Source organism: Verrucomicrobiota bacterium (assembly GCA_016871675.1).
In the GTDB taxonomy this organism is placed as follows: domain Bacteria; phylum Verrucomicrobiota; class Verrucomicrobiia; order Limisphaerales; family VHCN01; genus VHCN01.
Window position 1 is genome coordinate 1 of the sequence record VHCN01000081.1, and the last position, 12,520, is coordinate 12,520.

The window sequence follows — 12,520 nt, forward strand, 5'->3', positions numbered from 1 at the left end:
CGCGGATTCCCCTCCAGCGACCCGCCAACAATGACGCCCTCGCGGACGCGCCAGACTTTGTTCGTCTCGCCCTCCCACCCGGCGAGGGATTTGCCGTCAAAGAGCGGGACAGGCGCGGCGGAGGTGGAATGCAATGCGGTGAGTGCGAGAACAAGAGAGGCGAACGGTTTCATCGGCAGTATGCCCAATGGGCGGTTCTGAGAACGGCGCAGTTTCGCCTTAGGCGACGAACCAGCGCAAGCTGGGAGGTAACTGGACATTTGCGAATTCGATATGAATCACCCGCCGGTGGGAAGGCGATACGGCTGGAGACGACGCATGAAGGAGCAGCGGCCTCATCACCAGCACATCACCGGCGGCGCAGCAACAATTCACTTCTGTTGTGGTTTGCCGCCAGCGTCTGGTTTCCTCCTCCGACAGCTTGCCTTGTCGGTGTGAGCCGGGCAGCACGCGCAGCGGTCCATTGTCTGGACCGCAATCGTCAAGATGGACGCGCAATGCAATCATTCGGTCGAGAATCTCCACCGGAGGATGCACATGCGGCACGCCGTCCTTGACCGACCAGCCGGTGTAGCCCGGTGTCTCGATGCGTTCCGAAACCGCAATGGCCGTGTCCTGATGCCACGGCACTTTCCAGTTCGCCTCCGGTGACTTGTCGAAGAACAGGGCACGAACCGCAAACGCTCCACCGCCCAGAGCAGCTTCTGCCATCTCTAGAATTACCGGCGCGGTCGCGAGTTCAGCAACCACCGGCAACTCGTGAAGCAGGTTTCGAGCACCACCGCGATGACGAGACTTCAACCCGCCAGCGGACGACCGAAGTTCACCAACCTGCGTGCCCGTGACGGATTGTGGCACCAGGCAAAAACCGACCGCGTCCAACTGTTCTTTAAGTCCCTTCGTGGACATACAAGACGACCGTTAATGTCGCTAGCTTCCTTACGGCTTTGATTCACCCAGCAACTTGACCAGCACTGGCTCCAGCGCCTCGGCCCAAATCTCGTAGCCCTTGGCGGTGGTGTCGAGCTTGGCGCGCATGGCGTCGGGCTTCGGGCCACGCGGGAAGATAGCCATGAGGACGACGTGCGCCTGCGGCTGGCGCTGGTGGATTTCGTCGAGCAAGGCGCCGACGCCGGCGACGATTTCCTCGGGCGTGTTCTTGCCGGCGTTGTTGGTGCCGATGTGCATGACAACGACCTTGGCCTTCGCCCCGTCGAGTTCGCCGTGGCGCAAGCGCCAGAGGGTGTTTTCCAGGTAGTCGTAGCCGAAGCCGAGGTTGGCGGCGTTGCGCTTGGCGTAGAATTTCTCCCACACGTCCTTGCCGGGCTGGCCGCGGTCGTGCGGCGCACCGCCGAACATCTGCGTGATGGAGTCGCCGATGAAGACGAGCGAGGCCTGCTTGTCCGCCGTGAGTTTGGTGACAGCGGCGTGGCGCACTGCCCAGTCGTAAACGGGGAAGTCGCGGTCCTGCGTGCAGGGCACGAGCGTGGACGGCAGCGGCTTCGCGCCAGCAGGCGCGTCGAACTGATGTTGCCGATGCAGTGAAGCGCTTTGGCGACGAAACCCGCTCATTCGCAACCACGCCGCTTTCCCGGCCTTGGTGTGCGCAGAAGCTGAATTCCCGGCGAGTTCGGACCTACCCAGCAAACCGCAGGCGAAACTCGCGCCATCCCCACGCGCCGACGAGCAAGGCGGCGAGCACGGTCACAATGACCTGGCCCGGCGGGTAGTCGTGGTAATTCGCCAGCATCAATCCGGTGAGCACGCTGCCGAGGCACACGGCGGGCGCGACGAGAAACATCGTCCCCGCCTCGCGGCACAAGTTCTTCGCCACGAGCGCGGGCAGCACGAGGCAGCCGAACGTGAAGAGCAGCCCCGACGAGCGGATGACCAGCCCGGTGCCCAAGCCCAGCGCCACCGCCAGCCCGAGCGACCATGCGCCCACTCGCATCCCGATGGCGGCGGCCATCACGGGGTCGGACATGAAGAGCACGAGGCGGCGGCGTTGCGCGAGCGCCAGCCCGCCACCCAAAACCGCGAGCACGGCGAACGTGACCACGTCCGTTGCCGCCGCACCGAGCAGGCTGGACGCCATCGTTGATTGCACGGACTTGAGGCCGTTCGGGTGCTTGGCGAGCAGCAGGATCGAGCCGCTCGCGCCCACGAGGAAAATCCACGCGGTGATTTCCTCGTGGCTGGTGCCGCCCCGTTGTGCGCGCGAACCGGTGGCCAGCGCGGCCATGACCGAGAAGGCCACGGCAAACGCGGCGGGCTGGCCGGTGCCGAGCAGCAAGTCCAGCGCGATGCCCAGCATCGAGGCCTGCGCCACGGCCGCCGCGATGAACACCTGCGCCCGCGCCACCACGATGACTCCCAGGAAGGACAACAGCAGTCCGCCGAAGAGCGCCGCCAGATACGAGGGCGCGAACATCGACCAGGAATTGAGGAACTCGGAAATCATTGCGGCGAAGGCGGGACGGGGTTTGCGGCGGCTGGGCGCTCGACTGCGACATGCACGCAGCCGTGGTCGTCGTGGTGGACACCCACGGGCACGCCGAACGTGCGACTGAGGTTGGCGGGGGTGAAGACTTCCTTGAGCGGGCCCGCTGTGAGTTTTCCGCCGCGGAACAGCGCGGCGTGCGTCGCGTGTTGTGCGGCGATGCTCAGGTCGTGCGTGACGAAAACAATGGTGATGCCTTTGTCCCGGCTCAGGCTGGTGATGGCGTCCAGGAGGCTCGCAGCGGCGGCGAGGTCCAGGCCGGCGGTCGGTTCGTCCACGATGAGCAGCAGCGGGTCGCGAATCAGCGCGCGGGCCACCAGGGCGCGCTGGCGCTGGCCGCCGGAGAGCATCCACAGGCTGCGCTCGCGCAGATGAGTGATGGCCATGAGGTCGAGCACGCACTTTAGCCGGGCGTCCTGCTGAGGGCCGTTGACCGTGATGCCCACGAGGCCGCCGAGCACGAACTCGCGCACGGTGGTCGGGACGCTTGGGTTGACCTCGCATTCCTGCGGCACGAGCGCGAGGCGGGTGCGGCGTTGGAAGTCGGCGCGGAGGAAAATCTTTCCGCGTGCGGGCTGCACCGCGCCGAGCAACGCCTTGATGAGCGTGCTCTTGCCTTCGCCGTTGGGACCGAGGAAGGCCCAGAACTCGCCGCGCCGGATGGCGAGGTTCACGTCGGCCAGCACGACGCGACGGCCGTAGGCGAGGGTGACCTGCTCGGCGGAGAGGACGGGTTTCTCGCTGGCCGTCGCCGGTGGCGCGGTGACGAGGTTGATGCTGACGGGCGAGGCGGCGCCGGTGGCGAGCAATTGGTCCGTGCGGGTGCTCATGTCACTTGGCTTTAAGCCCGGCCAACAACTGGTCGGCGTTGTGTTTGAGCATCGTGAAGTAGTCGTCGGTGCCCGCGCGGGCGGCGGTCTGATGGGCCATTGGCAACGGGCGCGCGCCGGACTGCTTGGCGGCAAAATCCACGAAGCGCCGCTCGAAGTAGGGCGCGCTGAGAATCACCCGCACTTGCTTGGCCTTCATCTTGCCCACGAGTTCCTTCACATGCTTCGTGGTGGGCGGCACGCCGGGGCTGGGTTCGAGGTAGCCGAGGACTTCGAGACCGAAGCGGCGCGCGAAGAAATACCAGAGGTCGTGATCACCCACGATGAACTGACCGCGATACGCCGCGAACGCGCCGAGCCAGCCGCCAACCTTGTGATGGGTGAGGAATTCCTTCACCGCCGCCGCGTCCTTCAGCTTCTCGAATTCGACCGCGAGCTTTTCGACATCGTCCTGCTTGGCGCATTCCTCGCCGACGAGCGCCACGGCGAGGCGTTGGCGGAACTTGTCGTGGTTCGCGGCGAACTCGGCTTTCCACTCGGGGCGCAGCTCGGTGAGCTTGTCGCGGATTTCGCGCGCGGCGCGCAGACCCTCGAGGGGGTCGAGGAAGTAGTGCGGGTTGCCGTCTTCGTGGAAGCTGCCGGGGGCGTTGTTGGCGGCCTCGCCCTCGAGCGGACGGACAGCGCGGCCGAGATTCAAGTTGCCCTTCTTGCCGGGTCTGACCGCGTCGTTGTTCACGGTGCGCATGAGTTTTTCGAGCCACGCGTTTTCGATGCCTTGGCCGACCTGGAGATAAAGGTCGGCGCGGTTCAGCTCCTTGGCGAAACTGGGTTTCAACTCGATTTCATGCGGGTCCTCGCTGCCCTTGCTGAAGCAGAACGTCTGCACCCGCGCGCCGCCGATGAGGCGGGCGAGGCTGTCGAGGTCCGTGGTGCTGGCGCACACGCGGAGCGGTTCGGCGGCCGTGACCGTGTGGCTCACCGACAGGGCACAGGTGAGGGCGAGGATTTGCAGCAGGCGTCGGCGATGGGTTTGGTTTGGTTTCATGATGCAGGAGTTGATTGAGTGGGATGGAAATTCATGGTCGATGGCTGACGGCAGCCCCGGCGGCCGACCGGGGCGGGATCGTTTCGGCTTCGCGAAGTCGTCCATTCAAAGCAGCCAGCCGTCCGTCAATGACGGCGGTGGACGGGGAGAATCGGCGGAGCTTGTGCAGGGAATCCACGGCGGCCAGCAGATTGCCGCGCCTCTCTTCCAACAGCGCGAGGCGGGCCGTGAGCTGGCGGCAGAGAAGCGGGTTCAGGTGGGTCTTCATCGCCGGTTCGTCGTTAGCGCCAACACGGTCAACAGGGCCGCCATCAGCACGAGGCTGATGGCGAGCCAGTGAACCGGAGCAAGGCGACGGCGGTGCATTTTTCGGAAGGGCGGGGCGCGGCCAGTGGCCGCGCCCCGCTTGGTGTCAGTGGTTACTGAATCTTGGTGGCGGTGAACAATTGCTTGCCGCCTTCAGTCTTCGCCGTGCCGGTGGCCGTGACCTTCTCCACGGGGGCTTTGCAGACCTTGCTGTGGAACGCCTTGCTGACGGCGTTGTCCTCAAGGAGGTAGGTTGTGGTCTTGCCGGCCGCCGTCACTTGGATGGCGTTCTGGCACTTGGGCGTCTGGCCCAGTTCGCACTTCGCGCACATGCCTTTGCCGGTGATGGTCTGCTCCTTCTCCGCCGCGAACACGCTGGCGACCGTGAGCGAGACCGCCGCCGCGAGGGCGAGGCTCAGTTGCTTCTTCATCTGTTGTCCTTTCTTTGTTTGTTGTTTGTTTTTCTGCTAGCAGCCCGCCCCACCAAGGGCGGACATCGGTTGGCCGCGCGCGGCCGAAAGTCATTTGCGTTGCACGAGGAGCACGGAGAGCGCGCCGTCGGCTCCGGCGACGGCGAGGGTTTGGTCGTTGGCGCTCCACGCCAGCGCGCTGACGGCTTGGCCGAAGTTGTGCCGGGCCACGGGCGCATCGGGATAGCCGAGGTGCCAGATGAAGACCTCGCCAGTCGCGCTGGCGGTGGCGAGAAGCGTGCCTTTGCCTTGAAATTGCATCGCCGTGAGCGCGCCGCGGTGCGTGGTAAGCATGAGCGGCGTGGTGCCGGCCGGGCCTTTGCCGGAGCAGCGCCAAACGATGGCGGTGGGGCCGGCTCCCGTGGCGAGCCATTCGCTGTCCGCGGACCAGGCCAGGGTCTTGATGCGGGCGGGATAACCACTCATCTGCAACGGCTCGGACCCGCGGAAGGGCAGCCGCCAGCAGGTCATCGAGTTGTCGAAGGTGAGCGCGACGACGTAGCGGCCGCGCGGGCTCAGGGCCACAGTGCCGAAAGGCGACTTGTGCGCGAGTGTTTCCGGCGGCTCATCGGCATCCGGGCGGAACAGCCGCACCTTGCCGTAGCACGCGGTAGCGAGCACCGCACCGTCGCTGCGCCAGCTCAGGCCGGCGACGGTGCTTTCGTGCCCGGGAAAGCGGAGGCCCGGCGAACCGTCGGGCTGCCACAAACGCAGATGCCGACCCGCGCCGCTGGCGAGCCAGTCACCGCGCGGCGACCACGCGAGGTGCTCGACCCAGTTGCTGCCGCCCTCCAGTTCACGACCGGGCGCGAAGGAGACCGGTTGCCACAGGCGAATGCTGCCATCCTCGCCGCCGGTGGCCAGCGCGCCGTTCTTGGACCACGACACGCACAAGGCCCCGCCGCGATGGGCCAGTTCGCGATGGACGAGCGCGCGGGCGCTCACATCCGCCAAGCAAAGTTCTCCTGCGGCTGTGACAGCGGCGACTTGCGCGCTGTCCGGGGACCACGCGACGCTGCGAATATGTTCGCCGCAGTTCGCGCTCCACGCGTCGCAGCGGAAAGCAGGCGGTTGCGCGCTCAGGAAGGTCATGCGACGAGGCAGTTGCGGAAACCGGCGGTGAGCTCGGCGCGGTCGAGGTTGCGGCCGATGAAGATGAGCCGGCTGATACGGTGTTCATCGGCCTTCCACGCCCGGTCGGGCTTGCCGTCGAAGAGCATGTGGACGCCTTGGAAAACGAAGCGATTGGGCGTGTTGGCGATGTGCAGGATGCCTTTCATGCGGAAGATGTCCGCGCCCTTAGAGGCGAGCAGTTCACTCATCCAAGCGTTGAGTTTCTTCGGGTCCAGTGGCGTTTCCTCGGTGATACCCACGGAGCTGACGGTGTCGTCGTGCGTGTGGCCGGCGGCGTGTTCAGTCGCGTGGACCGGCTCCACCAGCGCGCCGTCGCGGCGGACGACCATGGCGAATTCTTCCGGCATGTGCTGCGTGCAGAGCAGGTAATGGCCCGGTTCCGCGACGCGCAGTCGGAAGGTGCCGCCGCCTGCCGGCGCGAACACAAGTTTGTGCAACGCCCAGCGCGGCGGAAACTCCGCGCCGTCCACCACGCTCACGCCGGGGGTGCTGAAGAGTTTGAGCGCTTCCTTCCGCGCGGCGGTGGCGTCGGCCTCGTTCAACCCCGCGAGCTTGAGCGCCACCAGGCCCATCTCCGGGTCGGGGCCGGATTGAAATACCAATTCGTAGTCACCCGGCGCGAGCGCATAGGTGCCGCTCCACTCGAAGGGCAGTTCCTCGCGCAGGAAGTCGTCGTCCACAGCAAGCTTCGCATCGAGGTCGAAGGCGTGAATGCCCACGACGTGCTCGACGGGCACGAGCGATTGCTGCGTGCGGTGGAAGCGGGCGACGGCGTTCATCCCGCGCAGGCGGGCTTCGAGGTCGGTCAGCTCGGCCGGCGTCACGAGGTCGGTCTTGTTTAGGAGAATCACGTCGGCGAAGGCGATTTGTTCCTGGCATTCCTTGCTCTCGCCGAGGTGTTGCACGACGTGCCGCGTGTCCACCACGGTCACGATGCCATCGAGGCGGAACTGCGCCTTGATCTCGTCGTCCACAAAGAACGTCTGCGCCACGGGCCCGGGGTCAGCCATGCCGGTGGTCTCGACGAGGATGTAGTCGAACTTGTCCCGACGCTTCATGAGGTTGCCGAGGATGCGGATGAGGTCGCCGCGGACGGTGCAGCAGATGCAGCCGTTGTTCATCTCGAAGACCTCCTCGTCGGCATTGATGACCAGGTCGTTATCAATGCCGATTTCGCCGAATTCGTTTTCGATGACGGCGATGCGCTTGCCGTGGCGGGCGGTGAGGATGTGGTTCAACAGCGTGGTTTTGCCCGCGCCGAGAAAGCCGGTGAGGATGGTGACGGGGATGCGGGTATCGGGAGTGCTCATGGATCAGTGGGCGCGCGGTTGAGTGAGCGCCTGCACGAGGTCAGCGCGGGTGACGTCGGCGGCGGGTTTGGAAATGGAAAATGTGAGATACTCCTTTGGCGCGAGGGAGAGGACGATGCTGGTCTCCACGTCCGGGCAATCCGGGTCTTCGCAGGCCAGTTCGTTGATGACGACCAGCGCGGAGTCATCCACGCGCATCAACTCACGCACCCACGCCTTCAACTCGGCGATCCGAGCGGCGTCGGGCGCGGGGCGCGGGGTGGGGTCGAGGAGGTTGATCTTCATGAGCAAGCGGGGCAGCCGTCACACCGGCGCATGAGTCGTAGGTTCAGCAGGTGCGCGGAGGCGATGGCGAGCCCACCGACGCACATCACGAGGGCCTCGGTCCAATTGGCGCGTTCCTTGGCGCAGCAGATGTCGGGGCCAAACCACTGCACCGCGTGCGTGACTACCGCGCCGCCGCCGAGCAAAATGAAAAGGCCCCAACGCCCATGCGTGCGGCAGCCGCGCCACAGGCAAAAGGACGCCAACGCCACCATCAGCCCACACGCCGCCCGCTCAAACGCACGGCTGGCCAGCGGCCCGCTGGCGAGCATCGGCAGCGCGGCCACCACCAGTGGCATCAGCAGGCAATGCACTGCGCACGCGGTGGAGAGCACCGAGCCGAGGCGGTCCAGCGGACGCAGCCAGCGCGGGGCAGGGGAGGTGGTGGAAAGGGCGTTCACGCGGCGAGGATCTGGTTGAGGCGATGGCAGCGGTGGCAAAGGCCGCTGAACTCCAGCCAGTGGTATTGAATTTGGTAGCCCGTGCGCGCCGCCAAACGGGCTTCGAAGGAACGCAAGTCCCCGATGTCTCCCACACCGGCCGCCTGGCCGCACCGTTCGCAAACCAAGTAATCCGCTCCCGCGCACGCGAGCCGCACTGCCCGCTGGCCCGCCAGCACCGCCGGCCGCAGCACGCCCGCCGCTTCGAGGTTTCGCACTGCGCGATACACGCTCACGAAGTGGCACCGCGTCCGCGCGACGATGTCCCGCACCAAAACCTCCACCACGATGGGAGCAGCGCGCGCACAGAGAAAATCCAACACCGCCCGGCGGGTTGCCGTGAGTGTGAGGCGTGCCGTCTGGCAGAGGCCCAAGGCCCAGTCGCGTCGCGCGGCCAAGGTCGCCGCCGGCAACGCGCCCACGCCCGCGCCCAGCGCGGAGGCTGGTGCGCACGCGCAAGGGACGGTGTCAGCGGCAGATTGCATGGCGTAAGGTTCAGTCACGGTCGGCCCAATAACTCAGCGAGTGGTTGAGGCGGTGGGCGACGATGAGCAGCACGCTGCCAATCGAGGTGAGCACCATCTCCGCCGCGCCCTCGGCCTCGAAGCGGGCCGCCAGCACGCAGCCCAGTCCCGCAAGCGCCCAGCGCCACACGCGGGCTTCGCCGTGTTTGAGCCAGCCGGGGATGAACGCGGCCAAGCTCGTGACCACGACGACGCAGGCTAGCCCGCCATGCACCCACGGGCCGGCGACGAATCGGGCCAGCACGCCGGGTAACAAGGCGACGGCGAGCGGCAGCAGGATGCAGTGGGCGGCGCAAACGCTGGAGGCGGCGATGCCGAGGGTGTCGGCGGCGGGACGATAGGAGGGTTTCTTCATGCAGTCTGAGTAGCCATGGCGGTGACTTCGATGGCCGGGGCGGCGATGCGGACGAACTTGTCCATGTGCCCGTCCATCAAGTAGCACTGGAGCTTCCCGGCGGCTGCGTCGCGCACGAACTCGAGGTGGTATTCCTCCTCGCCGAGGACGACGGGCGGGCCGCCGTGCGGGGGCGTGTGCTCGTGTTTGTGGGCGGATGCCTTTTTGCCGTCCCCGGGTTTGGCGTGGTCGTGGTCGGCGTGCTTGTCCTTGCAGGCGGACAAGGACAACGCGAGGGCGAGGAAGGGCGTGAGGAGTTTGATGTTCATCGTTTGGGGTTCGGGGTCTGCGGCTTCGCGTGGTTTGCGGCGGGGATTTTCTGCCGGACTTCGGTGATGCGTTTTTCGATTTCGTCGGGCTGCGGGGAGGCGGCTTTCCAGAGGCCGAGGTACTGCAGGCATTCGTCCCAGCGGGATTCGCGTTCGGCGAGGAGGGCGAGGTGCGAGGCAATCTGCAGGAGGCTGAAGGTGTCCGGCGCTTTCTTCGTGAGCTCGAATTTCTGCCACTTGGTGAGGGCGAGTTCCCACAAGTTGCGGGCGCGGGTGGGGTCTTTGCGGTGTTCGTCGGCGATACGGCCGAGCTCGAAGAGGATTTCGTGGCTGTCGGGATTTGCGCGGAGGCCGTCGCGCAGGAAAGATTCAGCTTCGGCTACTTTGCCCATGCGCTGGCGCAGCCAGTAGGCGGTGGTGGTGTAGGTCTCGATCATTTGCGGGTCGAGCGCGGCGGAAGCACGGAGCCAAGGGAGGATTTCGCGCACGTCCTGGCTTTCGCTCAGTTCGATTTCTTTCGACGCGGCGCTTTGGGATTGGGTGTGCGCACCGCCCTGGTCCAAGTGGGTGTGCGTCGCTGGCTTGAAGCGACGGCCGAAGGCATCAATCCAGTCCTTGGGCGGGCCGAGGAAGTTGTCTTCATCGCCGGAGTTCTTGTCCTCCTTCGCGCCGGCATCGGCGGCCATATGGGGCGTTTGGAAGGCGGTGCGGTTGTCGAAGATGCTCGGGTAGTAGCCGCTGTGGAAGTAGGCGTCGGCCTTGATGAAGAAGTGGTTCGCGAAGGCGCGGCGGGCGTCGCCGAGCAGCACGGCGATGAGGTCGGCTGATTGGGCGCGGTTGCCTTGCCAGGATTGAAACCACGGCTCCAGGCTCGTCACCAGCGCGAGGCTGACGAGGAACAGGATGGGGATGAGCGCGCGGGCCATGGTCAGTTGAGCGGGCGGCGGCGGAAGAGCAGCCACGCGGCGGTGAGGGTCAGCCCGGTGTAGGCGGCCGCGTAGAGCAGCGCGCCCAGCCACACCAGCCACGGCACTGGTGGCCAGCGGTGGATGATGAGGTCCCGCACGTCGAAGAGCTCCAAGTGCGGGATGGCGAAGTAGAGCAGGGTGAGCAGCGTGGCTCCCGGCTCAGGCAGTCCAAGCGCGACCTTGTGCAGGTGCCGGCCGAGGAGCCAGATGCCGAAGCAGCCCACGAGCGTGAGCGTGGTGTTCGAGGAGGCGGCGGCCCAGACGAGCGACCCGGCGAGCGCGAGCGCGATGGGCACGGCGAGCATGAACCATTGCAACGAGGCGGCTTGGAACCAGCCCGCGAGGTCCACGGCCCGCTCACGCGAGGCGGTGACGATGCCGAAGAAGAGATAGAACGCGAGCAACGCGGCACCACACGCGAGCCAGCAGCCGAGGAATTTCCCGGCGAGGAATTCCCAGCGACTCACGGGCTTGGCGAGCAAGGTGAAGAGCGTGCGGGATTCGCGCTCGGCCGGGAGCTGGCGCGCGGCGGTGGTGACGGCGAGCACGAATCCGGAAATCCAGATGAGCGTGAGACAAATCTCCTTCACGTAGCGCACCACGCGCGTGTCCTCGAAGATGTTTGCCGCGCCGGCCACGAGCGTGACCAACCCGGTGAGCACAAAGAGCACATACACGTCCTTGCGCCGGAGCAGTTCCAAGAGCACGAGCTGGGCGATGGCGAGGGTGGCAGTCATCAGCGGGAGTTCATTTCGCAACAGCGGCGAGGGCGGGATTTTCCCAGCCAATGATGCGGAGGAAGGCTTGTTCCAAACTCCCGGCGTCGCCCTGGCTGACCTCGGCGACGGTGCCCAGCGCGCGGAGCTGGCCTTGGTGGAGAATCGCGACGCGGTCGCAGACGGACTCGACCTCGCCCAGTTCGTGCGAGGAAAAGAAGACGGTTTTGCCGGCGGCCTTCTGGCGCAGGATGATTTCGCGGACCTTCATGCGCCCGAGCGGGTCGAGGCCGCTGGTCGGCTCGTCGAGGATGAGGAGGTCGGGCTGGTTGAGCAGGGCTTGCGCGAGGCCGAGCCGCTGCTGCATACCCTTCGAGTAAGTGCGGATGAGCCGGCGACGCGCGGGTTCCAACTCCACCAGCGCGAGCAGTTCGTCGGTGCGCCGGCGGATTTCGCTCTCCGGCAAGCCGAAAATGCGGCCGTAGGCACGGAGCAGTTCCTCGGCGGTGAGAAACTTGTAGTAGTAAGTCATCTCCGGCAGGTAGCCGATGCGTTGCCGAGCGATGGGTTGGCGCACGTCCACACCGAAGATGCGGGCTGCGCCGCCCTGCGCAGGCGTGAAGCCGAGCAGGACGTTCATCGTGGAGGTCTTGCCCGCGCCGTTGGGCCCGAGGAAGCCGAACACTTCGCCCGCCCGCACGGAGAACGTGAGCCGGTCCACGGCCGTGCGCGTCGCACGCGTCTGCGGGTCGCGGTAGGTGACGAGGAGTTGCTCGATTTGGATGACCTCACTCATGGTCGGCTCGAGAGCGGTCCCGCCCGACGGCAGTGGCGCAGAACAAGGCAGGGACAGGCCGCAGGGATGGTGCGTGCCAAACATGGCGAAGGACGGCCATGCGGCACCCCTGCGACCCGGTCTGCGAGCAATGGCTCTGCGCCACAGCGGTCGGGCGGTGGAAGTGGATGAAAGCTCATGAGTGAGTGCCCGTTGGATGGCCCATCTGCCTTGTGAACCGCCGGCTGCGGGAGGGGTGGCCGCCGGGGAAAGTCATAACCCGGCGACCACCGTTTTCCTCGCAGAAGGGATGGGCAACCCATGAAAACCCATCCGAGGGACAATTCTGGTGGCAGATGTGGCGGCCTATCGGGCCCGTGCTTGGTTGGAGAAACTTCGTTGACTGACTCCGCATCAGGCCGGGAAAGCCCCGACCTTCATTACCGATGGTGGACGTGACGGCGAATGCGTCAGGCCATCGGCGGAGCGCGGCCGGCGGGGAGCCGGTTGAAGTC

General features: G+C 66.0%; 16 protein-coding genes and 1 pseudogene. All 17 read right to left on the reverse strand.

Going from position 1 to position 12,520, the window contains the following annotated elements:
• The 17 genes and pseudogenes from FJ386_13490 to FJ386_13570 all read right to left on the reverse strand — a co-directional run bounded on the left by FJ386_13490 (position 1) and on the right by FJ386_13570 (position 12,026).
• Positions 1–122, reverse strand: a pseudogene (locus FJ386_13490) (DUF1080 domain-containing protein).
• Between the two features lie 97 nt (positions 123–219).
• On the reverse strand, positions 220–909 hold the full coding sequence (locus FJ386_13495; protein ID MBM3877706.1) for a phytanoyl-CoA dioxygenase family protein: 690 nt from the start codon (positions 907–909) through the stop codon (positions 220–222).
• A 30-nt stretch (positions 910–939) separates the two neighbouring features.
• A complete protein-coding gene (locus FJ386_13500) occupies positions 940–1,572 on the reverse strand; it encodes a hypothetical protein (GenBank protein MBM3877707.1) in 633 nt (210 codons plus the stop codon).
• A gap of 64 nt (positions 1,573–1,636) precedes the next feature.
• Positions 1,637–2,461 carry a metal ABC transporter permease gene (locus FJ386_13505; protein ID MBM3877708.1) on the reverse strand — a complete coding sequence of 275 codons (825 nt, stop codon included), beginning with the start codon at positions 2,459–2,461 and terminating at the stop codon, positions 1,637–1,639.
• Positions 2,458–3,330: an ABC transporter ATP-binding protein gene (locus FJ386_13510; protein MBM3877709.1), complete on the reverse strand. Its 873-nt coding sequence runs from the start codon at positions 3,328–3,330 to the stop codon at positions 2,458–2,460. Before FJ386_13510 ends, FJ386_13505 begins: the two co-directional genes overlap by 4 nt.
• Position 3,331: 1 nt before the next feature.
• The gene (locus FJ386_13515; GenBank protein MBM3877710.1) at positions 3,332–4,480 is read right to left on the reverse strand and encodes a zinc ABC transporter substrate-binding protein; all 1,149 of its coding nucleotides are present in this window, start codon (positions 4,478–4,480) and stop codon (positions 3,332–3,334) included.
• Positions 4,481–4,794: 314 nt separating this feature from the next.
• Positions 4,795–5,112: a hypothetical protein gene (locus tag FJ386_13520; GenBank protein ID MBM3877711.1), complete on the reverse strand. Its 318-nt coding sequence runs from the start codon at positions 5,110–5,112 to the stop codon at positions 4,795–4,797.
• A 90-nt stretch (positions 5,113–5,202) separates the two neighbouring features.
• Complete coding sequence (locus FJ386_13525; protein MBM3877712.1) at positions 5,203–6,243, reverse strand: hypothetical protein; 1,041 nt, start codon at positions 6,241–6,243, stop codon at positions 5,203–5,205.
• Positions 6,240–7,595, reverse strand: a complete 1,356-nt coding sequence (locus FJ386_13530) for a GTP-binding protein (protein ID MBM3877713.1) — start codon at positions 7,593–7,595, stop codon at positions 6,240–6,242. Before FJ386_13530 ends, FJ386_13525 begins: the two co-directional genes overlap by 4 nt.
• Positions 7,596–7,598: 3 nt before the next feature.
• Entirely contained in the window at positions 7,599–7,880 is a 282-nt protein-coding gene (locus FJ386_13535; GenBank protein MBM3877714.1) for a nitrate reductase, read from the reverse strand.
• Positions 7,877–8,482, reverse strand: coding sequence for a MerC domain-containing protein (locus FJ386_13540; GenBank protein ID MBM3877715.1), 606 nt, complete (start codon positions 8,480–8,482; stop codon positions 7,877–7,879). The genes FJ386_13535 and FJ386_13540 overlap by 4 nt, the downstream gene beginning before the upstream one ends.
• Positions 8,317–8,844: a hypothetical protein gene (locus tag FJ386_13545; protein MBM3877716.1), complete on the reverse strand. Its 528-nt coding sequence runs from the start codon at positions 8,842–8,844 to the stop codon at positions 8,317–8,319. The genes FJ386_13540 and FJ386_13545 overlap by 166 nt, the downstream gene beginning before the upstream one ends.
• 10 nt (positions 8,845–8,854) lie before the next feature.
• Entirely contained in the window at positions 8,855–9,238 is a 384-nt protein-coding gene (locus FJ386_13550) for a MerC domain-containing protein (protein ID MBM3877717.1), read from the reverse strand.
• Complete coding sequence (locus FJ386_13555) at positions 9,235–9,546, reverse strand: hypothetical protein (GenBank protein MBM3877718.1); 312 nt, start codon at positions 9,544–9,546, stop codon at positions 9,235–9,237. The genes FJ386_13550 and FJ386_13555 overlap by 4 nt, the downstream gene beginning before the upstream one ends.
• A complete protein-coding gene (locus FJ386_13560) occupies positions 9,543–10,472 on the reverse strand; it encodes a hypothetical protein (GenBank protein MBM3877719.1) in 930 nt (309 codons plus the stop codon). Before FJ386_13560 ends, FJ386_13555 begins: the two co-directional genes overlap by 4 nt.
• A gap of 2 nt (positions 10,473–10,474) precedes the next feature.
• The gene (locus tag FJ386_13565; protein MBM3877720.1) at positions 10,475–11,251 is read right to left on the reverse strand and encodes a hypothetical protein; all 777 of its coding nucleotides are present in this window, start codon (positions 11,249–11,251) and stop codon (positions 10,475–10,477) included.
• A 10-nt stretch (positions 11,252–11,261) separates the two neighbouring features.
• Positions 11,262–12,026, reverse strand: a complete 765-nt coding sequence (locus FJ386_13570; GenBank protein MBM3877721.1) for an ABC transporter ATP-binding protein — start codon at positions 12,024–12,026, stop codon at positions 11,262–11,264.
• Between the last annotated feature and the right edge of the window lie 494 nt (positions 12,027–12,520).

Coding starts and splice junctions, on each gene's coding strand:
- FJ386_13495 (MBM3877706.1), bottom strand. CDS start 909: ATGTCCACGAAGGGACTTAAAGAACAGTTGGACGCGGTCGGTTTTTGC.
- FJ386_13500 (MBM3877707.1), bottom strand. CDS start 1,572: ATGAGCGGGTTTCGTCGCCAAAGCGCTTCACTGCATCGGCAACATCAG.
- FJ386_13505 (MBM3877708.1), bottom strand. CDS start 2,461: ATGATTTCCGAGTTCCTCAATTCCTGGTCGATGTTCGCGCCCTCGTAT.
- FJ386_13510 (MBM3877709.1), bottom strand. CDS start 3,330: ATGAGCACCCGCACGGACCAATTGCTCGCCACCGGCGCCGCCTCGCCC.
- FJ386_13515 (MBM3877710.1), bottom strand. CDS start 4,480: ATGGACGACTTCGCGAAGCCGAAACGATCCCGCCCCGGTCGGCCGCCG.
- FJ386_13520 (MBM3877711.1), bottom strand. CDS start 5,112: ATGAAGAAGCAACTGAGCCTCGCCCTCGCGGCGGCGGTCTCGCTCACG.
- FJ386_13525 (MBM3877712.1), bottom strand. CDS start 6,243: ATGACCTTCCTGAGCGCGCAACCGCCTGCTTTCCGCTGCGACGCGTGG.
- FJ386_13530 (MBM3877713.1), bottom strand. CDS start 7,595: ATGAGCACTCCCGATACCCGCATCCCCGTCACCATCCTCACCGGCTTT.
- FJ386_13535 (MBM3877714.1), bottom strand. CDS start 7,880: ATGAAGATCAACCTCCTCGACCCCACCCCGCGCCCCGCGCCCGACGCC.
- FJ386_13545 (MBM3877716.1), bottom strand. CDS start 8,844: ATGCAATCTGCCGCTGACACCGTCCCTTGCGCGTGCGCACCAGCCTCC.
- FJ386_13550 (MBM3877717.1), bottom strand. CDS start 9,238: ATGAAGAAACCCTCCTATCGTCCCGCCGCCGACACCCTCGGCATCGCC.
- FJ386_13555 (MBM3877718.1), bottom strand. CDS start 9,546: ATGAACATCAAACTCCTCACGCCCTTCCTCGCCCTCGCGTTGTCCTTG.
- FJ386_13560 (MBM3877719.1), bottom strand. CDS start 10,472: ATGGCCCGCGCGCTCATCCCCATCCTGTTCCTCGTCAGCCTCGCGCTG.
- FJ386_13565 (MBM3877720.1), bottom strand. CDS start 11,251: ATGACTGCCACCCTCGCCATCGCCCAGCTCGTGCTCTTGGAACTGCTC.
- FJ386_13570 (MBM3877721.1), bottom strand. CDS start 12,026: ATGAGTGAGGTCATCCAAATCGAGCAACTCCTCGTCACCTACCGCGAC.